The sequence below is a fragment of the Mucilaginibacter angelicae genome (genome assembly GCF_042434235.1).
GTDB lineage: Bacteria > Bacteroidota > Bacteroidia > Sphingobacteriales > Sphingobacteriaceae > Mucilaginibacter > Mucilaginibacter angelicae.
In genome coordinates, this window is the sequence record NZ_JBHLTS010000018.1 from 30,156 (window position 1) to 55,876 (window position 25,721).

The 25,721-nt window shown below is 41.3% G+C and carries 31 protein-coding genes; 15 read left to right on the plus strand and 16 right to left on the minus strand.

Going from position 1 to position 25,721, the window contains the following annotated elements; all coding sequences use genetic code 11:
- The first annotated feature begins 2 nt into the window (after positions 1-2).
- Positions 3-506, plus strand: a complete 504-nt coding sequence (locus ACFFGT_RS06405; RefSeq protein ID WP_377021683.1) for an inorganic diphosphatase — start codon at positions 3-5, stop codon at positions 504-506.
- A gap of 111 nt (positions 507-617) precedes the next feature.
- Here the strand turns inward: ACFFGT_RS06405 and ACFFGT_RS06410 are convergent, their stop codons facing one another.
- Positions 618-1,013: a winged helix-turn-helix transcriptional regulator gene (locus tag ACFFGT_RS06410; protein WP_377021684.1), complete on the minus strand. Its 396-nt coding sequence runs from the start codon at positions 1,011-1,013 to the stop codon at positions 618-620.
- Positions 1,014-1,107: 94 nt separating this feature from the next.
- Here ACFFGT_RS06410 and ACFFGT_RS06415 point away from each other — a divergent pair, with 94 nt between their 5' ends.
- Positions 1,108-1,476 carry a DoxX family protein gene (locus ACFFGT_RS06415; RefSeq protein ID WP_377021685.1) on the plus strand — a complete coding sequence of 123 codons (369 nt, stop codon included), beginning with the start codon at positions 1,108-1,110 and terminating at the stop codon, positions 1,474-1,476.
- 60 nt (positions 1,477-1,536) lie between these two features.
- On the opposite strand, the gene ACFFGT_RS06420 is transcribed toward ACFFGT_RS06415, so the two are convergent.
- Positions 1,537-1,743: a hypothetical protein gene (locus ACFFGT_RS06420; RefSeq protein WP_377021686.1), complete on the minus strand. Its 207-nt coding sequence runs from the start codon at positions 1,741-1,743 to the stop codon at positions 1,537-1,539.
- A 365-nt stretch (positions 1,744-2,108) separates the two neighbouring features.
- Complete coding sequence (locus ACFFGT_RS06425; RefSeq protein ID WP_377021687.1) at positions 2,109-2,984, minus strand: glycoside hydrolase family 25 protein; 876 nt, start codon at positions 2,982-2,984, stop codon at positions 2,109-2,111.
- A gap of 226 nt (positions 2,985-3,210) precedes the next feature.
- On the opposite strand from ACFFGT_RS06425, the gene ACFFGT_RS06430 reads away from it, so the two are divergent.
- From ACFFGT_RS06430 to ACFFGT_RS06455, 6 genes are all read left to right on the plus strand, one after another.
- A complete protein-coding gene (locus ACFFGT_RS06430; protein WP_377021688.1) occupies positions 3,211-3,648 on the plus strand; it encodes a MarR family winged helix-turn-helix transcriptional regulator in 438 nt (145 codons plus the stop codon).
- 28 nt (positions 3,649-3,676) lie between these two features.
- Positions 3,677-4,939 carry an MFS transporter gene (locus tag ACFFGT_RS06435; protein ID WP_377021689.1) on the plus strand — a complete coding sequence of 421 codons (1,263 nt, stop codon included), beginning with the start codon at positions 3,677-3,679 and terminating at the stop codon, positions 4,937-4,939.
- A gap of 21 nt (positions 4,940-4,960) precedes the next feature.
- Positions 4,961-5,521: an isochorismatase family protein gene (locus ACFFGT_RS06440; RefSeq protein WP_377021690.1), complete on the plus strand. Its 561-nt coding sequence runs from the start codon at positions 4,961-4,963 to the stop codon at positions 5,519-5,521.
- Between the two features lie 147 nt (positions 5,522-5,668).
- Entirely contained in the window at positions 5,669-6,991 is a 1,323-nt protein-coding gene (locus tag ACFFGT_RS06445) for an IPT/TIG domain-containing protein (RefSeq protein ID WP_377021691.1), read from the plus strand.
- A gap of 134 nt (positions 6,992-7,125) precedes the next feature.
- Positions 7,126-7,782: a phosphatase PAP2 family protein gene (locus ACFFGT_RS06450; RefSeq protein ID WP_377021692.1), complete on the plus strand. Its 657-nt coding sequence runs from the start codon at positions 7,126-7,128 to the stop codon at positions 7,780-7,782.
- A 168-nt stretch (positions 7,783-7,950) separates the two neighbouring features.
- On the plus strand, positions 7,951-8,448 hold the full coding sequence (locus ACFFGT_RS06455) for a DUF4304 domain-containing protein (RefSeq protein ID WP_377021693.1): 498 nt from the start codon (positions 7,951-7,953) through the stop codon (positions 8,446-8,448).
- A gap of 153 nt (positions 8,449-8,601) precedes the next feature.
- On the opposite strand, the gene ACFFGT_RS06460 is transcribed toward ACFFGT_RS06455, so the two are convergent.
- Together ACFFGT_RS06460 and ACFFGT_RS06465 are read right to left on the minus strand one after the other, a co-directional pair.
- The gene (locus ACFFGT_RS06460; protein ID WP_377021694.1) at positions 8,602-8,817 is read right to left on the minus strand and encodes a hypothetical protein; all 216 of its coding nucleotides are present in this window, start codon (positions 8,815-8,817) and stop codon (positions 8,602-8,604) included.
- Between the two features lie 307 nt (positions 8,818-9,124).
- Positions 9,125-9,604, minus strand: coding sequence for a Dps family protein (locus ACFFGT_RS06465; RefSeq protein WP_377021695.1), 480 nt, complete (start codon positions 9,602-9,604; stop codon positions 9,125-9,127).
- A gap of 75 nt (positions 9,605-9,679) precedes the next feature.
- Between ACFFGT_RS06465 and ACFFGT_RS06470 the strand changes: the two genes are divergently transcribed.
- From ACFFGT_RS06470 to ACFFGT_RS06480, 3 genes are read left to right on the plus strand one after another with little or no spacing between them, the layout of a single operon-like run.
- On the plus strand, positions 9,680-10,465 hold the full coding sequence (locus tag ACFFGT_RS06470; protein ID WP_377021696.1) for a DUF4905 domain-containing protein: 786 nt from the start codon (positions 9,680-9,682) through the stop codon (positions 10,463-10,465).
- A 21-nt stretch (positions 10,466-10,486) separates the two neighbouring features.
- Positions 10,487-11,503: a DPBB and LysM peptidoglycan-binding domain-containing protein gene (locus ACFFGT_RS06475; RefSeq protein ID WP_377021697.1), complete on the plus strand. Its 1,017-nt coding sequence runs from the start codon at positions 10,487-10,489 to the stop codon at positions 11,501-11,503.
- Entirely contained in the window at positions 11,496-12,128 is a 633-nt protein-coding gene (locus tag ACFFGT_RS06480) for a uridine kinase family protein (protein ID WP_377021698.1), read from the plus strand. The genes ACFFGT_RS06475 and ACFFGT_RS06480 overlap by 8 nt, the downstream gene beginning before the upstream one ends.
- On the opposite strand, the gene ACFFGT_RS06485 is transcribed toward ACFFGT_RS06480, so the two are convergent.
- The 9 genes from ACFFGT_RS06485 to ACFFGT_RS06525 all read right to left on the minus strand — a co-directional run bounded on the left by ACFFGT_RS06485 (position 12,125) and on the right by ACFFGT_RS06525 (position 21,075).
- Complete coding sequence (locus ACFFGT_RS06485) at positions 12,125-12,463, minus strand: superinfection immunity protein (protein WP_377021699.1); 339 nt, start codon at positions 12,461-12,463, stop codon at positions 12,125-12,127. The two genes, ACFFGT_RS06480 and ACFFGT_RS06485, sit on opposite strands and share 4 nt — an antisense overlap.
- 202 nt (positions 12,464-12,665) lie before the next feature.
- Positions 12,666-13,322: a 3-oxoacid CoA-transferase subunit B gene (locus ACFFGT_RS06490; RefSeq protein WP_377021700.1), complete on the minus strand. Its 657-nt coding sequence runs from the start codon at positions 13,320-13,322 to the stop codon at positions 12,666-12,668.
- A gap of 142 nt (positions 13,323-13,464) precedes the next feature.
- Positions 13,465-14,163, minus strand: coding sequence for a CoA transferase subunit A (locus tag ACFFGT_RS06495; RefSeq protein ID WP_377021701.1), 699 nt, complete (start codon positions 14,161-14,163; stop codon positions 13,465-13,467).
- Positions 14,164-14,590: 427 nt separating this feature from the next.
- Positions 14,591-15,676, minus strand: a complete 1,086-nt coding sequence (locus ACFFGT_RS06500; RefSeq protein WP_377021702.1) for an SGNH/GDSL hydrolase family protein — start codon at positions 15,674-15,676, stop codon at positions 14,591-14,593.
- Positions 15,677-16,133: 457 nt separating this feature from the next.
- On the minus strand, positions 16,134-16,424 hold the full coding sequence (locus ACFFGT_RS06505; protein WP_377021703.1) for a hypothetical protein: 291 nt from the start codon (positions 16,422-16,424) through the stop codon (positions 16,134-16,136).
- Between the two features lie 49 nt (positions 16,425-16,473).
- Positions 16,474-17,409 carry a hypothetical protein gene (locus ACFFGT_RS06510; protein ID WP_377021704.1) on the minus strand — a complete coding sequence of 312 codons (936 nt, stop codon included), beginning with the start codon at positions 17,407-17,409 and terminating at the stop codon, positions 16,474-16,476.
- 152 nt (positions 17,410-17,561) lie between these two features.
- Positions 17,562-17,924, minus strand: coding sequence for a VOC family protein (locus ACFFGT_RS06515; protein WP_377021705.1), 363 nt, complete (start codon positions 17,922-17,924; stop codon positions 17,562-17,564).
- A gap of 207 nt (positions 17,925-18,131) precedes the next feature.
- A complete protein-coding gene (locus ACFFGT_RS06520) occupies positions 18,132-20,495 on the minus strand; it encodes an endonuclease MutS2 (RefSeq protein WP_377021706.1) in 2,364 nt (787 codons plus the stop codon).
- 4 nt (positions 20,496-20,499) lie between these two features.
- Entirely contained in the window at positions 20,500-21,075 is a 576-nt protein-coding gene (locus ACFFGT_RS06525; RefSeq protein WP_377021707.1) for a DUF4296 domain-containing protein, read from the minus strand.
- A gap of 43 nt (positions 21,076-21,118) precedes the next feature.
- Between ACFFGT_RS06525 and ACFFGT_RS06530 the strand changes: the two genes are divergently transcribed.
- From ACFFGT_RS06530 to ACFFGT_RS06545, 4 genes are all read left to right on the plus strand, one after another.
- Positions 21,119-21,808, plus strand: a complete 690-nt coding sequence (locus tag ACFFGT_RS06530; protein ID WP_377021708.1) for a YggS family pyridoxal phosphate-dependent enzyme — start codon at positions 21,119-21,121, stop codon at positions 21,806-21,808.
- 625 nt (positions 21,809-22,433) lie between these two features.
- The gene (locus tag ACFFGT_RS06535) at positions 22,434-22,952 is read left to right on the plus strand and encodes a GNAT family N-acetyltransferase (RefSeq protein WP_377021709.1); all 519 of its coding nucleotides are present in this window, start codon (positions 22,434-22,436) and stop codon (positions 22,950-22,952) included.
- Positions 22,953-22,964: 12 nt separating this feature from the next.
- Positions 22,965-23,762, plus strand: coding sequence for a PdaC/RsiV family protein (locus tag ACFFGT_RS06540; protein ID WP_377021710.1), 798 nt, complete (start codon positions 22,965-22,967; stop codon positions 23,760-23,762).
- Complete coding sequence (locus ACFFGT_RS06545; RefSeq protein ID WP_377021711.1) at positions 23,763-25,019, plus strand: aspartate kinase; 1,257 nt, start codon at positions 23,763-23,765, stop codon at positions 25,017-25,019.
- On the opposite strand, the gene ACFFGT_RS06550 is transcribed toward ACFFGT_RS06545, so the two are convergent.
- Both ACFFGT_RS06550 and ACFFGT_RS06555 read right to left on the minus strand, forming a co-directional pair.
- The gene (locus ACFFGT_RS06550; RefSeq protein ID WP_377021712.1) at positions 25,020-25,355 is read right to left on the minus strand and encodes a type II toxin-antitoxin system RelE/ParE family toxin; all 336 of its coding nucleotides are present in this window, start codon (positions 25,353-25,355) and stop codon (positions 25,020-25,022) included.
- The gene (locus tag ACFFGT_RS06555; protein WP_377021713.1) at positions 25,345-25,572 is read right to left on the minus strand and encodes a hypothetical protein; all 228 of its coding nucleotides are present in this window, start codon (positions 25,570-25,572) and stop codon (positions 25,345-25,347) included. The genes ACFFGT_RS06550 and ACFFGT_RS06555 overlap by 11 nt, the downstream gene beginning before the upstream one ends.
- Between the last annotated feature and the right edge of the window lie 149 nt (positions 25,573-25,721).

The window sequence follows — 25,721 nt, forward strand, 5'->3', positions numbered from 1 at the left end:
GTATGGAAAATTTAGAAAATAAGATCACAGTGATTGTTGAAACGCCAAGGGGCAGCGGGCACAAGTATAATTATGAAACTGCCACAAACCAGTTTAAGCTTAAAAAGCTGTTACCGGCGGGGATGGTTTTTCCTTTTGATTTTGGTTTTATACCAAATACAATTGGTGGTGATGGTGATCCGCTGGATGTGCTGGTCATATCTGAAATAGGTACATTTCCGGGATGCGTGATAGATTGCCGGCTGATAGGGGCTTTTAAGGTAGAACAAACGAGCCCTGATGGAAAGCGTTACCGAAACGACAGATTTTTGGCAGTACCCGAAGTGTCAAAGATTTTTATCGGTTTGCATGATGCGGCGCAACTGCCGCCAAGTTTGGTAGACCAAATAGAAGCATTTTTCACCAATTACAACCGCCTGGAATCTAAAGAATTTAATTTGATGGAACGCCTTGGGGCAGAGGGCGCTATGGAGCTTGTTAACAATGCAATTACCAGCTACGAATAGTTTTAGGGCAATTTTATAAAACTCAATTGCACCTGGCTTGTATTTACTATGTTAACATTGTTGAATTTAATATAGCTATTATGAAAGCTCAACAGGATTTTAAGAATAACATTAAACTGCCACAGCTTTTCTCGCTTCGGCTTCATCACGGCTCATCTGTTTAATATGCTCCCGGTGGTTCATACCCCATTCACGCATTTCATTAATAACATTGCTCAGAGAATCAGCATAATCTGTCCGTTCATAAATTACAGTTACCGGTGTAGTGTCATAAACAGTCCTTTTAATAAAACCATTTAATTCAAGGTCGCGCAGTTCTTTGGAAAGTACTTTAGGAGTGATGCTTTCCAGTTCACGCTGAAGTTCCTTAAATCTTTTCGGACCGGTCATCAAGCTTACCAGCATGGGTAACTTCCATTTGCCGTTTACCACGTAAAGGGTATCACGTACCGCGTTTACAGCAGCATTGCAGGCTTCTTTTGTATGAATGATTGGTTTGTTGTTCATGCTTGCTATCCTTAAAGATACCAGTATCCTTTAGGATAGTAGTATCTTTTTGATAGCAAAGATAATTAAGTTTGCAGCAAATAATCAACAATAAATGAAAACTACTAAGATCTTTTACTGGGTACTGACAGCTATTGTAGCATTGATGATGGCCTTTTCATGCTACTCCTATTTATCAAAACCCGAAATGGCTGCCGCCTTTCACCATTTAGGTTTCCCCGATTACTTCCGTGTTGAACTGGCAATAGCCAAACTTATTGGAGCTGTGATATTATTAGTACCGGTAGCCGCAAGATTAAAAGAATGGGCCTACGCCGGGTTTACCATAGTTTTTGTTTCGGCCTTTATAGCGCATACTGTATCGGGCGATCCGGTGGCCAACCGGGTTATGCCGCTGGTGTTTTTGGTAATTTTGGGAGGATCGTATTTTCTCTATCACAAAAGAATAGAACCAGGTAAGTAGTATTAATAAATTAGGAGATGGCAAAATAAGAGAATTTACAAATGAATAGCTCTGTTCTGATTATCGTAGCTTTCTTCTAAAAATAACTTTTTCAATTTTGCACGGAAAGGTTTTACCAGATGAAGTAAAATATAACCACCTCAAACGGACTACTTCCGCCAGTCGTTCCGAAGGACTTTTACTTAGCCAAAATTCTACATCAAGATGATCTTCATCTTCTTTAAGAACATGGCGAAATGATAAAGCTATTTTTCTTTTATGTGTCATTAATGTTTCTTAATGAGGAAACTCAATATACAGGTTTATTGTGAGTTAGAAAAGGACCTTTACCGATTGATTTGCTGCTTAAGCCGGGTCGATTTTGGCTAAAGCTCCCTCTGGTTTCTAAATACATCCGTCGGTTAAAACCGACGGCAATGAAGCCTTTATTTTGTAGCAATTTTACTATATATCTAATTTATTAAGATGGTTCTTATTTGCATCTTAAGGTAAAGTAATACTTATCCAAGTAAATGTTTTTTGAAGATTTGCAAATTTCATTGCCGTCGGTTTTAACCGACGGTTAAAGTATAAACAGACAATCGGCTTTAGCCAAAATCGATAAGCGGTATCAACTAAGTAAGTTTATTTTCTTACGGTACCAGCAATTTCTCAAACGCAGTACTATCTCCCTTAAAAACATTGAAATCCACAACGTGGTTAATGCCGTTAACATGGGCCTTATCCGAGTGCTGCCAGAATTTCCAGTTGGTTTTATTTGATACAAGCAGTTTGGGCTGATAGTAATGAGCTATCCACAGCGTATAGCCATCAAAATAACCTTCCAGGTAATCCTGGTAAAATTTAAGGTTGGTGTAAATGATGGGCTTGATACCCGTACGGGTTTCAATGGTTTTGATGAAACTTTCCAGTTGCTCGCGCATTTTTTCGGGACTGGTTTTATATAACCGTTCCACATCCACCACCATGGGCAGGTCGCCCTTTTCAGTTTTTACGGTTTGCAGGAAAAACTTGGCTTGCCATACCCCGCTTTTTTGCGGCAGAAAAAAATGGTAAGCGCCGCACATGATCCCGGCTTTTGGAGCTTCGCGCCAGTTGCGCTGAAAGTACGGGTCCACACTTAATACACCTTCCGTAGCTTTTATAAATGCAAAGCTGATATGAACATCGCCCTCGCGCATGGCCTTTACCTGTTTCCAGTTGATGCGGCCCTGGTACGATGATACATCAATACCATATACCGAATAACCGTCAGGAATATGGATAGCAAAGTTTTTGTATTTGCGGTAGTGGGTATCCTCGCCTGCATCCATGATCCATCGCCAGGTGGCGCTGCCGAATTTTAAAATATAGCCATAATAAAATGGGGAGAGCAGGATGAGTAGCAAAGCGCCTATAGCCACTATCCACTGAGTGGAAAAAACAGCCTGCTGTTTTGCTTTGACTGCCGGTTTTTTACGGGCGGGCGCTTTCTTTTTTACAAGTGTTTTCTTTTCAGGAGCAGGCACGGGGTAAAATTACGAAACGAACCCGGATTTGGGTAGATTTTTCGGATTCCCCGGATTTTCTTAGCTCATTTTGGTTTTACTTGAGGAAATTGCCTGAGTAGCGTGCAAATCAAAATCTCCTAAATCCGGAAAATTCCCCCAAATCCAGGTTCAGGTTTTGACATTTCCTTAACAAAACAATTTCTATATTTGTAAGGTAAACTTACAAGTTTAACTGATTAAATTTATGAGTGAAGAAAAAGAAGTCCAACTGGCGTCCGAATTGAGGTTTGTCATTGGCCGGTTGAGTAAAAAGATCAAAAAGACTTCGGCCACTGCCGAAAGGCTTTCACTTACGGAGCGGTCAACCATGGCACTGATATTTCAGCATGAAGAAATCCTGCCTAATGAGCTGGCCGCTATGGAGAAGATCACTACGCAATCCATGTCACAAATCCTGAGTAACCTGCTTAACCTCGGACTGATCAAAAGGCGCATCTCTGAGCTGGATAAACGCAAGGTGATCATTTCACTTTCGGAGGAAGGGATCAGTCTTATTCATAAATCAAGAAGTGAAAAAGACGAATGGCTTAACCGGGCGCTTGACGCTACCTGCACTGCCGAAGAGCAGGAGACCCTGAAAAAAGCGCTTGCCCCATTGACCAAACTGCTGGAGTTTGAATAATAAAATTGACAGAAGAGATAAGAGACAGATGAGTAAAATAAGCACATTCAACGCTTTTAAAAGCCGCAACTACAGGTTGTATTTTACGGGGCAATCCGTTTCATTATTAGGCACCTGGATGCAGAAAACCGCAGTAAGCTGGGTGATCTATTCGCAAACCCACTCCAAGTTTATGCTTGGACTAACTTTGTTTGCCAGCCTGTTCCCGTCGTTCCTGTTTTCGTTTTTGGGCGGTGTAGTGTCCGACAGGTATAACCGCTTTAAAGTGCTGCTATTTACCCAGGTGGCGTCAATGGTACAGGCCATTTTGCTTACCGCGCTGGTGTTTTTTGGCTATTATTCGGTTTGGGCAATTATGGCTTTGACCGCCGTATTGGGGCTTATCAATGCATTTGATGTGCCTGCCCGCCAGTCGCTGGTTTATGAAATGGTTGACGATAAGGCCGACTTGCCCAATGCATTGGCCCTTAACTCGTCGATGGTGAACCTGTCGCGGCTGATAGGGCCGGGGATTGCCGGACTAATACTTGAAAAATTTGGCGATTCGGTTTGTTTTGGCGCCAACGCAGTAAGTTTTATCGCTGTAATAGGCTCATTGCTCATGATGCGTTTGCCAAAAGCCGTTGTTAAGCCTCATGGTAAAAACGTATTGGCTGATTTGAAGGATGGCTTTGAATATATTCAAAATACCCCCGTTATTAAGTTTGTACTGCTGATGCTGGCCTCTGTAAGCTTATTTGTACTGCCTTTCAGTACGCTGATTCCGGTTTATGCCAAGGATATTTTTAAAGGCACTGCATCAACATTTGGGGTTATAGATAGCGTGATAGGGCTTGGCGCTTTTGGCGGTGGGATTTTCCTGGCTTCGCTGAGCGCCGGTACTGATCTGAAAAAGATCCTCGCTATTAACACGCTGGTGTTTGGGGTGGGGCTGATCGTGTTTTCGCATATGCATAATTATCCTGTTGCGCTATTGTTTGCTGCCATTACCGGTTTCGGTATGATGTCGCAGATCACCATCGGCAATACCATTATTCAAACTACGGCAAGTCCCGAAATGCGTGGCCGGGTGATCAGCTTTTATGCGATGGCCTTTTTTGGGATGCAGCCGCTTGGCGGTCTGCTTATCGGCGCGGTTTCACAAAAGATAGGTGTACCAGATACCGTTATGGCCGAAGGTATGGTAGCGCTGCTTTTGGGCATTATACATTTTAGTTTTTTAAGGCGCAACAGGCTCAAAAAAGAAGCCATGGTAGCGCTGCAACAACACCCCGCCGAAGTAATTTCTTAAACATTAAACAATCAAATTACCATGATAACTACAATTGATCAAAACACAGCGCTTGTACTGATAGACTTGCAAAAATATATCGTGCAACTATCATGCGCACATCCTATGGCCGGTATCCTTGAAAAATCGGCCCAACTGGTTGAAGCTTTCCGTAAAGCCGGTAAACCTATTGTTATTGTTCATGTGGAGCCAACCGGTGCCGCATTCAAAACAAGAAAAAACGCCGAAGGTCACAGCATGACCGAACTCCCTGCCGACTGGAGTGAAATAGCCGCCGAAATAAAAACCGAACCAACAGATATTTTTATCACCAAGAAAAGCTGGGGTGCTTTTTATAATACAGGTTTGCATGAAGAACTGCAAAAAAGGGGCATTACACAAATTGTACTGGCCGGCGTAGCAACAAGCATAGGCGTGGAAGGTACTGCCCGTTCAGCCAATGAGTTCGCCTACAATATCGCCTTTGCAAGCGATGCCATGACCGATATGTTTGCCGAAGCGCATGACCACAGTTTCAAATACATTTTCCCGAGGATAGGCGAGGTAGGTACTACTGCCGAAATTATTGAGAAGATGGGGTAGTTTTACTGATCAAGAGTGCCCGTTGCAATGGGCACTCTTGATCAATAAAAAAATTGGCTGACAGGAAATGATTTTTGTGAGAAGAAGTATATAAACATTACTTTTACCAAAGTATTTTATCCAATTAACTTAACCTTCTCACAAAAAATGAATATACCCATTACAAAGCGCATTGCTATTGGCTCTTTTCTGCTTTACGCATTTTTTTCTTTTTATGCATGTTCTAAAAAAGATAATACTCCGCCTCCTGTTGATCCAACACCTAAGATTGCTATAACATCTCTGAGTACCGATTCTGGTGTGTATAACGCATCTGTCACCATAGTAGGTACAGGTTTTAGCAACATTATGGCAAACGATAAGGTGTTTTTTAATGGCAAGCCTGCAACTATAACAACCGCTACTGCAACACAACTAATAGTTTTGGTACCTTTAAGTGCCGGGACGGGGAAAGTAAGCGTAAAAGTAAATGACGGAACAGAAGTTTTCGGATCTGTTTTTAATTATAAAGCATCATGGATAACAAGTGTTTTTGCCGGCAGCGGTGCGCCTGGATTTAAAGACGGTACCGGAACTGAAGCTACATTTGATCAACCCGTAGGTATCACCATTGATGGCAGCAGCAATTTATATGTGACAGAACAGGGCAATAATGCTGTTAGAAAAATATCAACCGATGGTAAAGTAACTACCATTGCGGGTAATGGAACTACAGGTTCGGTAAATGGTAAAGGATCGGCTGCTACTTTTTATCACCCCGCCGGCATAAGGGCTGGTAATGATGGAAGCTTATATTTAGCGGATTATGCAAATAACCTTATTCGTAAGATTGACGCATCCGGGAATGTAACAACTCTGGCAGGTACTGGAGCCATAGGTTTTGATAATGGAAATGCTTCAAAAGCGTCGTTTACTGGGCCAACGGATTTGGTGCTTAACAGCACAGGAGATGTATTTGTAGCTGATTATGTCAATGAAGCCATCAGGAAAATATCTAAAGGCGGAATAGTTAGTACATTTTCAAAAAGTTTGATTCCCGGAGTTGATGACCATATTCACGGTTTTTATTTTCCTTCAGGCTTAACCATTGATCAAAGTGACAATATTTATGTAGTTGTTAATTATAATATTAAAAAAATAACGCCGTCGGGCGTAATATCAGCCTTTGCGGGTAATGGTTTGCAAGGTGTTGTTAACGGAAAGGGAAATAAGGCAGGGTTTTACGCACCATACATGTTAACGATTGATAAGAGCGGTGATTTTTATGTCACTGATGGCAATCAAGTTAGAAAAATAGATAAAGATATTAATGTAACGGTTTTTGCCGGATTGCAGGCATCAGGTGCGGTTAATGGTGCTGCTAATGCATCGAGTTTTAATTATTTAATAGGAATTGTAACGGATAAAGAAGGAAGCGTGTATGTAGCTGATACTAAAAACAACCAAATTCGGAAAATAGCATTTCAATAGTCGATTTTTATTGATGTTTTTGGGGATTTTTATTATCATGAATAAATGACTGTCTTTAAAAACAAAAGGACCAATTTATAATTACAATAGTTGTATATTTTGCTGTTATGTATTAGCAAAGCAACAAATCGCCTATGAAAAAAATCTCCCCGCTTAAATTCCTGGTAGTTTTAGTTCATTTGCAGGGCTTGTTTATTTGCTTTACAAATAAGGCATTTGCCCAGGCCGATTCGGCAAAGATAACTGTAAATAGCCCGGCGTTTATTCCCCCGGCTGTTCAGCGCTGGGACGATCGTGTGATGATCGATCTGCAAAATCAGCGTACACCCGGGCAGACCGGTTTTTTCATGTTTCTGAGTAAAAATGTTTTGTATGGCGACATTGGTATTCCTGCCGGGTTGTTAGTGGGCGGCGTTATAAGTAATAATAAAGAAATGCGACAAAATGCAGGTTATGTGGCCAGCAGTACGGCAGTATCGTACGGTTTTATGCTGCTGATCAAACACCTGGTTAAGCGTCCGCGTCCGTTTATTCAAAATATCAATATTACCCCGGTTTACAGGGCCAGCGGTACCTCTTTCCCATCAGGGCATACTTCATCAAGCTTTGCTACGGCAACGGCTTTATCGGTAGCTTATCCTAAATGGTATGTGATAGCGCCGTCTTTCTTCTGGGCAGGGGCTACAAGTTATTCAAGGATGTACCTTGGCGTACATTATCCTACAGATGTGGCGGCAGGGTTGACTTTGGGGGTAGGAAGTGCGGCAGCAATGTCGTTTTTGAAGAAGTAGGGGGAGGGATTCTTTAACACTGAAAATGATTTAGTTGTAATTTAATCGGTATCTTCATTCACCAATTACCAAATATATGATTGCCATACTTGATTTATTGTTCGGGTTACTACTCACCGACTGGAAGCGATTGCGGAAGCTGAGATGGAACAGACATCTTGACGCCAAATGACAGCGAAAGAAATACAATCCAACTTCATAAAAAATTATTTAAAGCCAACATTAAAAAAGTATGCATATAAAACCAGCGGACAAACATGGTGGAAAGATAAAGGTGAATTTTATATTTTAATTAACTTACAGAATTACTCGTGGAATGGCAAGGAACGAGTTGATTTCTGCTTCAATATTGGAATAGTAGTTAAAAGGGATAGCATTGCTGATAAAAACCCTACTGTTCACGATCTTACAGTTTACCTTAGGGAAGGGTTTTATTTGCCCGATCAAAGAAAAGAGTATCTATATAGAAATAAGTCGGGTTATACTTTGACAAATGACGTAATTCAGAATGAATTTTTATCGGAAATAGAAATAGATTTCGAGCAATATATTTTACCCTATCTTGAAAATCTGCAAACATTAAGAGATTGCCTGTATAGTTTTGGAGAGATTGCTTTTTGGGGAGAGAAACTAAGAGAGGCAATAAACGATATTGAAAAAAAATAGCAGATTGTCGCTTGAAAAAGTGCACGAGTTTGCCTCTCGTTTTATCGGAAGTTATAGCAGATACAAAAAGATTTGAGTTGTCTGGAATTTTGTATAATGTAGATGCGCTTTTGTCTTTGATGCGCAGATATTCAATAAAAATTCCGGTATCAATTACCATTTCGGGGAGTTGAAATTTTCAAATGCTTTTTTTGTCTCATCAAAAACTTTCAGATCTTCTTCACTCCAGTAGGATGCCTGCAATATTTTTTTCTTGTAGTCAGATACCGATGATTGGGATGCCTGTTGAATAGTTACACCTAATTCCTTAAGTATTTGTTTAACAACAGTACTTTTATTATCAGGGATATTTATAACCAAGGTCTCCATATAACAAATTTACAATTTATTCGATATAATAAAAAGTCTGTTAAATATCAAAGCCTCCCGTTTTACCGGAAGGCTTTCCAAAATAATGTTTTCCTACAAGGGCTCGAACCTCAATCTTCAGAGCCAGAATCTGACGTGCTACCATTACACCATAGGAAAATAACAGAACATCTGCACCACTAAAGAGGGGGCTATTTTGTTCACTGCAAATATATCAATTATGCAAATTGGTGTAAACCCAATTTAAAAAAAAGCCGTAGCTCATTTAACTGAACTGCGGCTTTTTTACAGTAGGATTATTTGCGGATTAGTCCTCATTTACGAACGAGCGCAGCATCCAGGTATTTTTTTCGTTGAACTGCATGAAACGGTTAATCATATCATTGGTGCCATCGTCACCGGCATCCGCAGTGATATCCAGTATCTCGCGTTCCATTTTAATTAATGCAGCCAAATCATCAATAATGGCCTTCACCATCAGGGTATCTTTTAAGCCAATGGTTTGGATCTCTTTGATGCTTGATGTTTCAATATAATCTTTAAATGTGCTGATAGGAGGTTTGCCAAGGCTCAGGATCCTTTCGGCAAGCTCATCAATAGTAACAAGGGCTGCGGTGTACAGTTCTTCAAATTTCAGGTGCAGGGTAAAAAAGCTTGCGCCTTTAACATTCCAGTGGCAGCCGCGTAGTTTTTGGTAATGGATATGGTAATTGGCCAGCAGGTCATTCAGGTGGTCAACTACAGGTTTTACTTTAACTTCTTCGAGGCTTATTTCTTTAGCGTCCATAAATAAATGTGATGTTTTTAAGTGTAACATGCCGTTAAGGGCAATGTTTGGTAAAGATAAACAGTTTTGATTTTAATGAGCATATTTGCAGTCTTTATGACCCCGATTTTACCCTTCATCAGCAAAATTTACCAGGCCCCGGTTTGGCGTATGGAAATTGACGAAAGCAGTCAAACGCTGTTCCTCGAAATCAGGGATCATGAAGCTAAACAGGTAAGTTTTTCGGCCCTCAGCCTGCAAAACGGCGATACTTATTTTGAAGGTTTAACCACGCCCGAGCGCTGGCTTACCGGTATCGAAGCGGTGTATAACGGTGTATTGCTGCTGCACAATTACCAATCGGCCACAGGGCCGGTACATAAAGGCTTAACGGCTATTGACGGTACATCGGGTAAAGAGTTGTGGAGCAATTTTACTTTAGCCTTTGATCATCTTTCAGTAAATGGCCCTGTAGTTTATAACACCCAGTTACAGCCAAAGAAATTATTTTTAATTGATGTTAAAACAGGCAATACACTAAGGGGGCATGAGCCGGTGCTTGATCAGCCACAGTATAACCAGATCATCAGCCCTGAACTTGTGCCAGCAGCGGAGGTAAATAATTTATATTTACCGCTCAGCGTACATGCAAATGCGGTTCATTATATCAGCTACAATAGTTTCAGAATTGTATCTTTGCACACGCTTTTGCAGGAGCATCTTGAACAGCACTTGTTTATATTTAACGAGGAGGGTACCCTTTTGTATCACGATTTGTTAAATAACGCTATACAAAAAATGCAACCCGAGGCGTTTGTACTACATAATAATCAGCTCATCTATTTAAAAAACAGATCGGGCTTAATAGTGTTGAACTTGTAAATTACTGTATTATAATTTATTATGAAATTTAAGATTTTATTATTGGTCACTCCTTTACTTACATTCTCTATATCCGTTTTTGCAAATCCACTCGTCGATTCAATAGGTGTTGAAAACCTTAACGGCAAAAAAGTGATTGTTCACAAGCTTGATCCCAAAGATAATTACTACTCTATAGGCCGCCGTTATAACGTTAGCCCAAAAGCTATTATACAGTTTAACAATAACGCGCCCCTTAAAATTGGCGGTATTGTAAAAGTGCCTACCGAACTACCTTTTTCGGGCGAAGCAGCTACGCAGCCTGCTGTAACCGCACCTGCAAAACAAGTTGTGACAACTCCTGCACCTGTGCAACAAAAAACGGTTACACAAGCTCCCGTTCAGCAAAACAAACCACAGGTACAGCCCCCTGTTAGCTCACCTGCCCCTGTATCTCAAACTGTTGCAAACAAACCGCAACAAGCCGCTGCCGATACCGTTAAAAAAATCAGCATGCTTAACGTGCAGCAATATAAAGTATCAGCAGGGGAGACCTTGTTTTCTATTGCCAAGCGTTTTAATACTTCGGTAGATGATATCAAATCGCTTAATAAATTAAGCTCTGATTCGTTGAACCCAGGCCAGGTAATTAATGTACGCACTGGCTTACCTCCGGAGGAAGCTAAACAACCTGTAATGCAGCGCGATTCAACTTCAGTGGCTGCTCAACCTGATACAACCGGCGGCGATCATGGTAAAGCCAACCGTTTTGGCCTGTACGAAAAAATTGAGAAAGGTGTTGCCACCTGGATGGATGATGCCGGTTTAGACCCTAAAAAGGAATTGGTACTGCACCGTACAGCACCTATAGGCACCATTATTAAAATTACCAACCCAATGAACAATCATACCACCTTTGCAAAGGTTGTTGGCCGTTTTACCGATAACGAGTCAAACAAAAATGTTCTGATCATCATGACCAAGAACACTGCCGATGCTTTAGGTGCTTTAGATAAACGTTTCCAGGTAAATATCAGCTACGGTAGCCCGAATGAATAAACCTTATATTATTGGAATTGCCGGCGGAAGCGGATCGGGCAAAACCTTTTTTTTGAAGTGCTTTTTAGAACATTTTACTGCCGAAGAGGTAAGCCTCGTATCGCAGGATGATTATTACATCCCGGTAGCACATAACATGACCAAGGAGGAGAACAGGTTATACAACTTTGATCTTCCCTCAACTATTGATCATGAACATTTTCAGCAGGATATCAGTAAGCTTTTAAATAAGCAGGCTATCCTGAAACAGGAATATACTTTTAACAATCCTGATGCTATCCCTAAAATGATAGAGATCAGGCCAGCACCTATTTTGATAGTGGAGGGCTTGTTCATTCTGCATTTTAAAGATATTTCCGAACTGTTGGATCTTAAGGTTTTTATCGATGCTGATGAAGACGTTGCCTTGCAGCGGCGCCTTAAACGCGACCTGATAGAGCGCGGCTACTCGCACGATGATGTGATGTATAAATGGATCAATCACGTTGTACCTGCTTATAAAGAATACCTGCTGCCCTACAAAGATGAATGCGACCGCGTGATCACAAACAATACCCACGTTGCTGAGGATATCATGGTGATAACCGAAGAGATCTCGGCCGATTTGAGGAAACGTTTGTTTTAAGGCTGATGGTCTAAAATCTCTTTTAGTGCTTTGTCATAATCGGCCCGGGTAATAACCCCGGCATCAAATTGCTTTTGCACTTCATGGAGCCTCAGGGCTTTTTCGGTAGTATAGCCCGGATAGCCTGCTTTATAGTAACTTAAGGGTTCTTTTTCTTTTTCAAACGACCAGATAAGCGCCCAGATCCAGCCGATGATTGTCCAGCCTAAAAATAGGTTTAACAGGAATATTGATTTAAAATCGGCCTTTTCACGTGCAATTATAGCAGGTATGAAATATAGCAGCGCGGATATTACCATGCCCATCATTCCGAATATACCAAACATAAATTCCATAGTTTAAAGATAGGATTTGTTTAAAGTATGATGAAACGCTGGGCGAAGTTTAGCGATAGCGTAACTTCGTCCAATAAAGGTTTAGTAAAACCAACCGTCATTGCGAGGTACGAAGCAATCGCGAACTGTACAAAGGGACTTGCTTAGCCACTCTGCAAGTCGGGGATTGCTTCGTACCTCGCAATGACGGTTGAGTAATAAGTTAAACCGCTATCTCCGGCACATCTCCCTCAACAATAAGTTTGCCTGCCGTGGCCTGTTTAATTTCCTCAACACTTACTCCAGGGGCACGCTCTATGAGTTTGAAACCACCTTCTGGCAAAACGTCGAATACGCCAAGCTCGGTTACGATTTTTTTAACGCAGTGTACGCCGGTTAAGGGCAGGGTGCATTGGGGCAGCAGCTTTGATTCGCCTGCTTTGTTTACGTGCTGCATGGCTACAATGATATTTTCGGCCGATGCTACCAGGTCCATAGCGCCGCCCATGCCTTTAACCATTTTACCGGGGATTTTCCAGTTGGCGATATCCCCGTTTTCGGATACTTCCATGGCGCCAAGAATGGTGAGGTTTACCTTTTTAGCCCGGATCATCCCAAAACTCATGGCCGAATCAAATATGGCCGAGCCAGGCAGCATGGTAATGGTTTGCTTGCCGGCGTTAATGGTGTCCGGGTCTTCCTCTCCCTCAAAAGGGAAGGGGCCCATACCTAATAAGCCATTTTCTGATTGTAACACTACATCCATGGTATCCGGGATATAGTTGGCTACTAATGTAGGTATGCCAATGCCAAGGTTAACATAGTAACCGTCTTTTATTTCTTTTGCAATTCGCTTTGCGATGCCTTGTTTGTCTAACATACATTCAATTTGAAAATGTTTTAACTCCTCCCGTCATTGCGAGGTACGAAGCAATCCCCAACAAGCAGAGCGGCTAAGCAAGTCCCTCTGTACAGTTCGCGATTGCTTCGTACCTCGCAATGACGTGGTGGTTAAGTGTCATTTAATTTTTACTCCTTACCGTTGCGTGCTCTATCCTTTTCTCATAATTAACACCCTTAAAAATCCTATGCACATAAATGCCCGGTGTATGGATATGATCCGGATCAAGTTCGCCGGGTTGTACCAATTCTTCTACTTCGGCAATAGTTATTTTACCGGCCATGGCCATTACGGGGTTAAAGTTGCGTGCGGTCGACCTGTATACGAGGTTACCCATCGTATCGCCTTTCCAGGCTTTTACAATAGCAAAATCAGCATCAAAGGCCATCTCCATTAAATAATCCTTACCGTTAAAATTGCGTACTTCTTTGCCTTCGGCCACTTCGGTACCAATGCCTGCGGGGGTAAATATGGCGGGCATACCATAACCGGCAGCCATACAGCGGGTGGCCAGCGTACCCTGCGGTATCAGCTCCACCTCCAGTTCGCCGCTTAATAGCTGGCGTTCAAACTCAGCGTTTTCACCTACGTATGATGATATCATTTTTTTTACCTGGCGCTGTTTCAGCATCAGGCCGATGCCAAAGTCATCAACCCCGGCGTTGTTGGAGATACAGGTGAGTTGCTTAACCCCCTTTTTTACCAGTGCGGCAATACAATTCTCGGGCAATCCGCATAAACCAAAGCCACCCAGCATGAGGGTCATACCATCGGTAATGTCGCGGATGGCCTCATCGGCACCACTAACTACTTTATTCATATATTATAATTGGTTGTTATAAAAATAAGTAAAATAAGCCTAAAGCTTATTGTTATGTAGATAACTAATTAGGATGGATTTGTGTTTTATGGATGTAGGGGATATTATTTGATTTGGGTTGCCGAATAAGGTTGATTTGGACAATCGTGGCCACAAGTCAACTCCGCACAATCCAGCACACAAGACTTGCGCCAAGGAGGGGGAAATAAACAGCGAACTAATATTCAAGGCCCTGAATGAGCCGCAGGCCAGCAAAAGATAAGGGGGGGTAGACTAAACTTTATGTCATTGCGAGGAGCGAGTAGGAATGAGCCTTGGGGCGACGTGGCAATCTCGTAGCCATGCCAACGGCTGTGCATGTTTACCCTGTATAGCTACGAGATTGCCGCGCTATCGCTCGCAATGACATATTTTTATTAACTTTTACCTACCATTTAACCGTCTTCTCCAAAAAGGAGATCAGGTCATCGGCCATCGCCTGTTGTTCTTTTAAACTTGGGTGACCTGGAGTGTTTTTGTAAGGAATAAGATGGGTGTAAATTTCCTTATCATTTAAAGCGGCGACCGCTTTTTCAATATATCCCGGCCAGGGTGAACCTGCTTTGGTTGCATCCATACTGCCCAGCGCACAAACGATCTGTGCTTTGGGGTAAACCTTACGGATGCTTTTTACAAACTCTTTATAAGCTTTAATAATTTGGTCGGGCTCGGGTGCCTTATTGCCGAAGCGCTCTTTAAACTGCGGATTGTTAGGCTGATTTACAATCCACGAATCATTCTGGAACAGGTTGATCACCACAACATCTGGCGTATATTTTTTGAAATCCCAGATACTGGTAGGATCTGTAGGATCGAGGCGGTTATACATTTCGGGCATGATGAGCGGGAACCAGCTCACTGTAATGCCAATACCGCTTTTTGAGGTACAAACATATTGCGCATCAAAGTGGCGGGCGGTTAGGGCCGCATAGCTCAGGTAGCCGTTTTCGTAAGGGGCGCCGCCGCGATCCTGCCCGGTAGTATCTTCATCGGCATAGCCGCAGGTAATAGAATTGCCGAAAAATTCGATCTTGCGTTTTTTAGCTTCCGGTGGAGGTAGGGCGGCGGCATCTTTCGCTAAAGTAAACTGGTAAAAAAGGGTTTTGCCTTTATCCCATTCGGTGCGTTTAAAAAGCTCAAGGGTATGCTTACCGGCAGGCAGGTTTTCGGCAAGGGTATAGGCCTGTTTGGTATTATCAGGGTGGATGGTATTGATCACTTTATCATCAACTATGATGGTATAATAGTTTTCGCCGCGTTCGTCCTGCATCAGGGCTGATACCCCGGTTCCGTTAAAGTTGATCTTTAATGACGTGCCTGTCCAGTACAGTTCGGCTGCTCCATCGCTTTGATTGATCCTGCCGGTGTAGCGGATGCGTTGATCTGTGCTTCTAAGTATAACGCTTTGGGCATTACAGCTATTTATTGAGCCGGTAAATGCAATGAAAAGTATAAGAAAATATAGCTTGCGCATTTTATAAGTAAGCATTAAGGTTTGCCTGGCTTAAAAATAGGAAATTATGCTAAATTAATGCAGCCAAAATCCCCTCTTGAGAGTATATGCCCTAAAATTGCCTATTGGTATGGGCAGGCGATTTTTGAAACAAAACTACCCGGTTAAACCCACCAGGTAGTTTTGTTAAGCTATTTCGGAAATTCCTTGTATTCCAAAATATGAATTAATAATAAAAGAGGGTCTATTGAAATTTCAAATTTGATTCGATACAAAACGGTAGGTGTATCTATTCTTACAAACGAATCATTTTGACCCAAATAGTTATGATAGTTATTTACTATCAAATTTTTAAACTGTTGTTTTAGATGTTCTGGCACTATGCCTGTCCCATCATTGAATATTTTATTCATGATGAGATTATACTTGAATGGTATATGTTCGTTTCAGTAAAGGGGATTTTTATTTAAAATAATGTTTAAATTACATCTGATTCCTTTAACATGTCAATATATTGTTCCTTAGACATTGGGCAGTCAAGAAATAATTCGGCTTTATTAGAATCAGTAAACCTTAACTGATTTTTTACTTTCCCCATTAATTTAGGGCCATAATCTACTGAATTTTTACCATGACTTAAATAGGTATATAAGTCGGTCTTTTTTCCGTCAACCACCAAATAATAGTATCTGTGATGTGATTCGCCGTCTTTTACAAAACCCTTTTTCAAAAGTGCTTTCTCGATATCTAAAGGTTTTCGTGCTCGCATTATTTAATAATTGTCTGAAGATGTGTTTTTAAACCTATTGCTCTATCTGTTAAGCTTTCGTTTTTTCCAAATAGATATTTTTAATAATTGATTGAAATGCAAAATTAAATGCATCTTCAGCTTCCGGTCTACTATCACCCCATACCTCTATATTTAAATCTGGGTATTCAATAAAAAAGATTTCATCTTCAAATGAAACATTTGCGCTAAGAGTTTTTTGGAACGTATATACAGTTTTATCGATTCTTATTTCATGCAATTGATACGGGTAAACGGGGGTTTCAAGTTTAGTTGTTGCAAGAATTTTTGAAAATTTAGGTTTTTTTCCAAATAAATCCATTTCGTCACTGCTTGTAACATATATGATGTACATATCTTCATCTTTGGTTACATTCTTTTCAAGAAGTACTTTAGGGACGAGTTTATCTAAAGTTTTATTCTTTAGAACATTTTTGGACATCCTTTTTAAATGTTTTTTATTTGAGCCGAAGAAAAATTTAAATTTTTCAGTATCAATGAGGTTATCAATGATTGGTTTATAAATTTCGACCCTTTCTTCCTCCGTATATTTAGCGGTGATTCGTTGTAAAAATAAATCGTCAGTATAATCGGCATAAAACACATCGTTTTTATAATCTCTAAATGACTGCTTTTTGAGGTTAAGACTATCTTTGATAGTACTATAAGGATGTGTCGTAATTATATTAGGAGTAATTGCAGCTCCAAAACTTGCAAAGTCTAAATCAACAATTAGTAATTGAGAATCTGCAATAAAATTACTTAGCTCTTTCTTCCCTTTTTTAGTGGTGCTCTTAACATTGTCATTTTTGCTTAATTCTATCGAAAGGTAATTTTTGTAAGATTGATTAAGTGAATTTAGTGCCTTAATGAGGCTATCAACATCAACAGCCCCCCCAAATTTTTCATCAGACTGGAGTTTGATATATATTGAATCATCTCTTAAAGTATCAATATATTCTTTCACGTTTGTAGTTTTATCAATATTAACAATTATTATGTATAAATGGCAAAAACTATATTAAATATCTTTTCCGTTTTTTGGAAATCAGATGCAGCCCAAAGAGGCAAAACAGACGAGGTATTCAAATAAAGCACAGGTATTGTGCTGGCAAATTATCATTCAATCGGCATCCCGAATTGCAGCAGGTAGCCGTTGTAATCAAAAACGCCAAACTCACGCATGCCGTAATTGAAATCTTCAATGGGGTAGCAAATTACAGCCCTCTCTTTCAGTTCGCTCCATAAAATATCAACCTTATCGGTACGGATATAGAACGAGCCGGTAAACTTAGGTACAGTGAACGATGTATTATCAACTGGTAAAGCCAGCATGATCTCAATATCATCGCGGCTTACGGTAGCCCATCCCCAGTCCTCATCATAGCCAATACAGGTAAAACCAAGATTATTAATATAAAAGTCGACACTTTCCCGTACCTGCCGGGTATATAACATGGGAGCGATGGATTTTAAAGACATATTTTGAAATAAGTTAGGTTGCACTGGTGTTAAACAAAATGCGTCATTGCGAGGTACGAAGCAATCCCAAGCTTTACAGAGCGGCCCCGCAGATCGGGGATTATTAATACTTATAATTTGTTTTTTATAGGTATTAATGAGCTCCCTTCGGGCGGTTGTCTTCGTATCTCGCAATGACGGTTCTTTTATGATATTTTAACGTTATGGTTACTTCAAATATACATAAGTTATTCCATCCCCGCCACGGTCGGCGTGTTCATCTTCCATCCGGTCAACCTGCTCATATTTTTTGAGGTATTGCCTGATCATTTTGCGTAAAATGCCATCGCCTTTACCGTGAATGATCTTGAGGTTGTTAAAGCCCATCATCAATGCACGGTCGAACAGTTTTTCAATAGCATGCAGTGCATCTTCGGTACGCTGGCCACGCACATCAATCTCCGGACTAAAACTGGCCATATCATTGGTTTGCGCGCTGAAACTCCGCCTGATCTCTTTAGGTACCGACGATTTGGAAACTTTGATCACCCGTTTCTTTTTGGCAACGGTGCGCAAATCGCCTATAGCAATCACCACATTTTCTTTAATGATCTCTATCACCTGGCCTGTAGTTTCCGAGTCGGTAAGTTTTACCCAGTCGCCCGGTTTTAATTCCTCATCAACCGGGGCTGTTGGTTTGGGTGTTTCAACCTTAACGGTATTCTTTTTAAGCTCAACGTTCAGATTTTCGCGCAGTTGTTTTGTTTTTTCCTTATCGGCATTGCTGCTTTTAATTTCGGATATGGTGTTTTCAACCAGCTTGTTGGCATTCAGGATAATGTTCTTGGCCTGGTCTTTAGCTTCCCTGATGAGCGAGCGTTGATTTTCTTCAAGATAACTTTTCAGTTTCTCGTTTTCGGCCAGCAGCTCATTTACCTTGCGTTGCTGCTTATCCAGTTTTTGTTTGGTTTCAAAAATAGCACGCTTTTCACGCTCCAAATCAACTAACAGCGTGTCAACCTTTTTTTGTCCTTCGCTTATTTTATTTTTGGCGAGGTTTAGCACGTTGGCCGGCAAGCCTATTTTCTGCGCAATTTCAAAAGCGTATGAGCTGCCGGGCTTGCCAATTTCCAATTGGTACAGCGGCCTCATCTCAATGTTGTTGAACAGCATGGAGGCATTCTCAATCCCTTCGGTATTGCTGGCGAATATTTTAAGGTTGGAGTAGTGGGTGGTTACCATACCCTTAACCTTTTTTTGATTAAGCGATTCGAGCACGGCCTCAGCAATCGGGCCGCCAAATTGAGGATCGGTACCGGTACCAAACTCATCTATCAGGACAAGGGTTTTGCCATTGGCCTGCTCTACAAAATTCTTCATTTTGGATAAGTGGGCGCTGTACGTACTCAAATCACTTTCTATCGATTGGTCATCGCCGATATCAACAAAAAGCTGTTTAAATACACCCACAACACTTGCCTCATCGGCAGGGATCAGTAAACCGGCCTGCACCATCATTTGCAGCAAGCCAACGGTTTTCATACAAACAGATTTACCGCCCGCATTAGGGCCGGATACCACGATGATACGGGTACCTTCATCTATCTGCATATTGAGCGGGACAACCGTTTTTTTCTCGGCCTTAAAATTCAGGAACAAAAGCGGGTGGCGGGCATTATACAGCTTAACCCTTGCGTCGTTAACCACCTGTGGCATTTCGGCCTCAATATCAATAGCAAACAGGGCTTTGGCGCGCACAAAATCAAGCTTGGTTAACAAACTATGGTAGGAGAGCAGCAAAGGCACATAAGGCCTTAATTCGGTAGTTAAAGCGGTCAGGATCTTTACTATCTCACGGCGGCGCTCAAATTCCAGGTCGCGGATGCGGTTGTTGAGCACAAACACCTCTTCGGGTTCCATGTAAACTGTTTGGCCCGATGCCGATTCATCATGAACAAAGCCCTTCAGCTTGCGTTTATTCTCGGCCAGCAGGGGGATCACCAGCCTGCCATCGCGCACGGTTAAGGAGCCATCTGCCGCCCAGCCGTTTGATGTGGCATTTTTAAATACCATATCAATTTTTTTGCGGGCTTCCTGTTCTGCTTTGGCAATACCACTGGTAATTTCCATCAGCTCGCGCGAGGCATTGGGCCTGATCTTGCCTTTTTGATCAATCACTGCGTCTATCTTTTTAAGGATAGCTTTTTCAATAGGCAGGTGCTCAAAAAGGGCTTCGAGGTTGGGGTACAAACCTTCGCGCTCGTTAAAGTATGCTATAACGGCGAATACGGTATTCAGCGAAGCCTGTACCTGGTAAAATTCTTCTTCGCTTAAAAAAACGCCCTCTATCCGGGCTTTATTGGCAAGGGACTTAATATCGAAAAAATGCTGGATGGGCAGGGCCTCATCATTAACCAGGATATTCTTAAACTCGTTTGCCTGGTTCAGGAACTTATATATCTGGTCGTAATTGCTCATCACCTGGATCTTGTCAACCATTTGTTGACCCATTTCGCTCAGGCAATGCGCTTTTATCAGTTCTTTTATTTCGGTAAAACCCAGCTTATCTACACTGTTTGGGGGGTAAAGCATCAGGTTATATATTGGGATTAATTAACGGTTTGGCTTTGTGCTTCTTCTTATTTTTATGAAGATGGGATTTTCTGGCCGAATCAATTTTTGTTTTACTTTTTAAATTTTCCAATGAGTCGGCTTTGCGGGCAGCCGGGTTTTCGTGAGGAATAATTTTCCTTGCCGAATCGGTTTTAGTTTTAATATTTAAGTTTTTTAACGAATCGGCTTTGTGGGCGGCCTTGCTCTGTTCGGTCTGAACTTTAGCAAGCGAATCGGTTTTACTTTTAATTTTAATATCCACCTGGTCATAAATGGCCAGCAGCTTATCGGGCTGTGTGGCGTAAAATCGCATGCTTCGGTTAAAATGTGCAGTATCGGTATGCAGGCGCTTAAACATGGCAATGTACTTGCCAGCGCCGTATTTATACAAACTATCGGGCGCCTGCATAACGTTATACAAGCTGCCGTCGATGATGTGCATCTCGGTTAATATGCCCGCCATTGCCTCGGGTTTAAGCACATCCCCGGGAATACTTTTGCCATTGCAGGCACATAAAAAAAGTGCTGCAGAAAAAAACAAGGTTATATATTTATGCATTCAGTAATTTAGCGGCTGATTAATTAAGCAAATTTACGGATAAATGAGCATTGCAGATAACATCAAAAGCTTAAAAAAGGAAACGGAAGCAGATAAGGTAATATTATTGGCAGTATCAAAAACAAAATCAGTTGCGGATGTACAGGAAGCCTATGATGCAGGTCAGCGCCTGTTTGGCGAAAATATAGTGCAGGAAATGGTTGAAAAGCATGAGCAGCTGCCCAAAGATATTGAATGGCATTTGATCGGTCACCTGCAAACCAACAAGGTAAAATATATTGCACCTTTTGTAAGCATGATCCAGTCTGTTGATAGCCTGAAGCTTTTACACGAGATAAACAAGCATGCCGAAAAAGCCGGAAGGGTAATTGATTGCCTGCTGCAGATTTATATTGCCGACGAAGAAACTAAATACGGACTGGGTTTAGATGAAGCGATAGAATTGCTCCGCTCAGACGAGTTTGCCGCCATGAACAACATCCGCATCCGCGGATTGATGGGCATTGCTACCAATACCGATAACGTGAAACAGATTAAAGAAGAATATTACGAGCTTAATACCTTTTTTGAAGGTATTAAGCTAAGCTATTTCAGGAAGGAAGAAAGTTTTGATATCTTGTCGATGGGCATGTCGTCGGATTATAAGCTGGCCATTGAGCAGGGCAGTAATATGGTGAGACTGGGCAGCACAATATTTGGCGGCCGGGTGATTAAGCATTGGAAGAATAATTAACCGGAGATTCAGATCAATTGAAAATGTTGGTTTAAAAAGCCATGTCATTGCAAGGAGGCACGACGAAGCAATCTCGTAGCTCTACATATCGGACATGCATTGGCTACGAGATTGCCGCGCTACGCTCGCAATGACATATTTTTTTAAGAGATAATTTCATCTTCCGAGCACTTGTGGTGTTGTTACCAACAACATGTTTTTTGAAATGGAATTTAAGTGTTCAACTTTTCAAAAACGGGTGTTCAGCTTTTAAAATTGCGAAAAGTTAAGTGTTTGATTATCAGTGCATGTGTGTTCATTTTGTCTAAATGCACAATGGGTGTTGAAGTTAAACTGCTGATTATCAATGGGGTTTATTTTGAAAATAATTGCAAGTGTTCACACTTTAAAAAGTTGAACACCTAAAAAAAACAGATAGGAAGTTGTTGGTGACAACACCACTGGCGTTCGGAAGATTTTTTAATTCCCTCCCTTGGGGAGGGGTGTGGTGGGATGTGTATTGGGAGGGAGGGGTTTATGCGCCATTAAAGCAAATAAGTCTGGCGGACAAACCCCTCCCTACACCCTCCCAAGGGAGGGAATCGCACAATCCCGTGAGCTTTTTAATAATTGCGAAAAAATTAAAATGAATAATACAGAAAATAAAATTGAAAGTCAGCAGCCCCTTCAGGGAGCGGGGGAGGTAATTATCAGGGAAGCTATTCAGGCCGATTGCCCACGCTTGATGGAATTGGTACACGAGCTGGCCTTATATGAAAAAGCTCCTGAAGAGGTTACCGTTACCCTGCAGCATTTTGAAGAAGCCGGTTTTGGCCCTAACCCCGTTTGGAAAGCCTTTGTTGCCGAAGTTGATGGTGTTGTTGTGGGTTTTGCGGTATACTATATCCGCTACTCAACCTGGAAAGGAAGCCGCATGTACCTTGAAGACCTGATAGTAACCGAAGATATGCGCGGTAAAAAAATCGGCAAGCTGCTTTTCGACAGGTTGATCCGGGAGGCTAAGGAGCGTGGTTTCAGCGGTATGGTTTGGCAGGTGCTTGACTGGAATGAGCCGGCCATTAATTTTTACAACAAATACGGCGCGAGTATTGAGGCTGGCTGGTTAAATGCCTCGCTTTCAAGAGAGCAGTTGTTAAACTACTAAAACATAATACCTATGAAAAATCTGAGCCTGTTGTTTTTTGTTGCGTTGGGGTTATCATCGTGCCAGTGGGGAGTTCCGAATAAGGTTGCTGAAAAGTCGTTTGATACCCTGCACTATGCCTATAAAGTAATAAAAGCGCGGGCGGCAGATTGCGGCACAAAGCCTGATAGTGCCTGTACTGTAGTGAAAATTAACTATCCGTTTTTTGACAACGCCAAAGCTTTAAATGATACTATAACCCGTAAGCTTACATCGATGTTTGCTATGGATGGTAAACCAGACAGCAGCCTGGAATTGATGACCAAAAAATTCCTGAAATCATATGACGATTTTAAGAAGGATGATTCGCGATCGGGTATGTTTTTTACGCTGGATGATTCGGTTAAAGTGATCCACCAGGACTCGAGCCTTACCACACTTCAGGTGAGCGGTTATAGTTACCAGGGAGGGGCTCATGGAGGCTCATTTACCGGGTTTATTAACTGGGATGTAAAGGCCGGTAAAAACCTCAGGCTTGACGATGTTTTTGCAGCCGGTTATCATGAGAAATTAAATGCCGTTGCCGAAAAGATTTTCAGGAAGGATGAAAAATTAAGCGATACAGCATCACTAAAGGATAATTATTTTTTCAAGGATGATAAATTCGCGCTTAACGAAAACTTTTCTATTACGCCAATCGGGATCAGGTTTTTGTACAACCAGTACGAGATAAAACCATACGCGGCCGGTATTACCGAATTGTTTATACCCTACGCACAAATCAAATCATTATTACGGCCAAACACCGTTGTAAGTCAATTCATCAAATAAATGCTTGTTTTTAAATTCGGAGGGGCATCGGTTAAGGATGCTGCGGGTGTTACCAACCTTGCTAATGTTGTAAAACAATATACTGATCAACAGTTGCTCATCGTGGTATCGGCCATGGGCAAAACCACCAACGCGCTCGAAAAGCTTACCAAAGCCTATATGGATCAGGCTGATGATATGCATGAGATCTTCAACGAGATCAAGGAATATCATTACAACATCCTGAACGGATTGTTTGAGCCCGGGCACCCGGTGTTTGATGAAGTTGCCAATACCTTTGTGGAAATTGACTGGGCTATTGAGGATGAACCGCATGATAGCCACGATTTTGTGTACGACCAGATCGTATCCATCGGCGAACTGGTATCAACCCGCATTGTTAACGCTTATCTGAACAAAGAGGGCCTGAAAAGTAAATGGCTTGATGTACGTGGATACGTGCATACAGATAATACCTACCGGGAAGGGATAGTAGACTGGGATAAAACTAAAGCAAGTATTATTAAGGATATTCCGGCGGTGCTCGAAAAAGGCATCGTGGTAACCCAGGGCTTTTTAGGCGGTACATCTGAAAATTTTACTACTACACTCGGCCGCGAAGGATCGGATTATACCGCTTCCATATTTGCTGCCTGTTTGGGTGCCGAATCGGTTACTACCTGGAAAGATGTTCCCGGCATCCTGAATGCTGACCCTAAATATTTTACTGATACTGTTAAGTTTGATGAGCTTTCCTATACCGAAGCCATCGAAATGACCTATTACGGTGCAAGTGTTATCCATCCCAAAACTATCAAACCATTACAGAATGCGAGGATACCATTACTGGTGAAGCCCTTTACAGATCCATCGGCTCCTGGTACGGTAATTAAAGAGGATGGCCGCAATCAGTTTACCAAACCGGTGATCATTCTGAAGCAGAAGCAGGTATTGCTATCGGTATCGGGCAAGGATTATTCATTTATTACCGAAGATCACCTGAGCGATGTGTTCCGGCTGTTTGCTCAAAATAATGTCAAGGTAAATGTAATGCAAACCTCGGCGCTGAGTTTTTCGGTTTGTTTTGACCTGAATGAGGAACGCTTTGAAAAACTGTTAATCGGTCTTAAACAGGATTTTAAGGTGAAATACAATGATGGGTTAACGCTTATTACAGTACGCCATGACGGGGTAAACACCATTAAAGAATTAACCGAAGGCAAAACTATTTTATTGGAACAGATCAGCAGGAATACGATACAGGTGGTAGTGAGGTGATTAATCTTTAATTGAGTTTAAAAGTTCTTTTAACTCGAGGTCAGTTATCGTTTCTGCTTCGCCTTTATCATATATTTTAAGAAGATAAAGTGTTTCATTATCTAAATTAACAAGTAGGTGGGTAATTACTCTTGCCCCACCACTTTTTCCTTTGCCCTTACTTGCAATAGATAAGCGTATTTTGAAATAGGTTTTTCCAATTGGAGTACCATGTTGAGGGGTAATTTCAAGAATATCAAGCAAATTAGAAAAGTCTGTTTTTAGAGAAGGATATTTTTTAGCAAGTCGTTTTAATTCTTTACTAAAACTTGCAATTGGGATAATATTAAAGCTCATCGAGTAATTCTCTTGCGGTCTTTAATTTTATTTTTCCTTCCTGATGTAGCTTGATTTCATGAAAAGCATCTTCAAGATCTGCTTTGAATTTTTTTTTTGCAGAAGATTCCTTAGCGTTTTCAGGGCTTATTACTTTAACCTTTCCTCCTAATTTTGAGATGACTTTCAAAATCATTTCAGCATCTTTTTCTTTCAATTTCACTTCAGCAGTTATCATAAGCAATTATTTAAATAAAGATAGGAAATTTGTATAAAACAAAATGCTTTGATGTAGAGCAACAACATTTTGTTGACTTCAGTTTGCTAACTGAAGACCATATTAAATATCTTTTTAGACTGGTTAGTCTTGCCTATTTCATCCTTTCA